General features: G+C 58.2%; 1 protein-coding gene. It reads left to right on the top strand.

What is annotated here, in order from left to right:
- Nucleotides 1-1,176 (top strand): elongation factor Tu, encoded by a 1,176-nt coding sequence (gene tuf / locus BXY66_RS20365; RefSeq protein WP_132862248.1) that lies wholly within the window; start codon nucleotides 1-3, stop codon nucleotides 1,174-1,176.
- Nucleotides 1,177-1,282: the final 106 nt, after the last annotated feature.

Here is a 1,282-nt window from a genome sequence, read left to right as displayed (position 1 = left end):
ATGGCTAAGGAAAAGTTTGAGCGCAGTAAACCGCACTGCAACATCGGCACCATTGGTCACGTTGACCACGGTAAAACCACTCTGACGGCAGCGATCACCAAGCAATTTGGTGACTTCAAAGCGTACGACGAAATCGACGGCGCGCCTGAAGAGAAAGCGCGTGGCATCACCATCTCCACCGCGCACGTGGAATATGAAACCGACGCGCGCCACTACGCACACGTCGACTGCCCCGGCCACGCTGACTATGTGAAGAACATGATCACCGGTGCTGCGCAGATGGACGGCGCGATCCTGGTTGTGAACGCAGCAGACGGCCCGATGCCGCAGACCCGCGAGCACATCCTGCTGGGCCGTCAGGTTGGTATTCCTGCCATGGTCGTGTTCATGAACAAAGTTGACCAGGTTGACGACGAAGAGCTTCTGGAACTCGTTGAGATGGAAATCCGCGAGCTTCTGTCCGAGTACGAATTCCCTGGCGACGACATTCCTGTGATCGCCGGTTCCGCTCTGGCGGCTCTGGAAGACCGTGACGACAACATCGGTAAAGAGAAGATCGCCGAGCTGATGGCTGCTGTTGACGAGTACATCCCGCAGCCGCCGCGTGCGACTGACCAGCCGTTCCTGATGCCGATCGAAGACGTGTTCTCGATTTCCGGCCGCGGTACCGTTGTGACCGGTCGTGTTGAGCGTGGTGTGATCAACGTTGGTGACGAGATCGAAATCGTTGGCATCAAAGACACCCAGAAGACGACCTGTACCGGTGTTGAAATGTTCCGCAAGCTGCTGGACTCCGGTGAAGCGGGCGACAACATCGGCGCGCTGCTGCGTGGTGTTGACCGTGAAGCGGTTGAGCGTGGTCAGGTTCTGTGCGCGCCGGGTTCTGTGACCCCGCACACCAAGTTCGAAGCAGAAGCCTACATCCTGACCAAGGATGAAGGTGGCCGTCACACGCCGTTCTTCGCGAACTACCGTCCGCAGTTCTACTTCCGGACCACCGACGTGACCGGTACTGTTGAGCTGCCGGCCGGCACCGAGATGGTGATGCCGGGCGACAACCTGAAATTCAACGTTGAGCTGATCGCACCGATCGCGATGGAGCAGGGCCTGCGCTTTGCTATCCGCGAAGGCGGCCGCACCGTTGGTTCCGGTGTTGTGTCCAAAATCGTCGAGTAAGGACGGCTTTGCGCAAGCAAAACCTCCGTTAGGCGTTCGGGGCTCCCAAGCCTCAAAGCCAAGACGACAAACAAAAGAAAGGGGCTGCAATTCGCAGCCCCTTTTT

Origin of the sequence: Shimia isoporae (assembly GCF_004346865.1) — a bacterium.
Lineage (GTDB): Bacteria > Pseudomonadota > Alphaproteobacteria > Rhodobacterales > Rhodobacteraceae > Shimia > Shimia isoporae.
Note: the sequence above shows the minus strand (reverse complement) of the source record. Positions and strands in the feature narration are given on the sequence as shown.

Bases quoted from the DNA above. Each gene is read 5' to 3' on its own strand.
- tuf (WP_132862248.1), top strand. From the start codon at position 1: ATGGCTAAGGAAAAGTTTGAGCGCAGTAAACCGCACTGCAACATCGGC.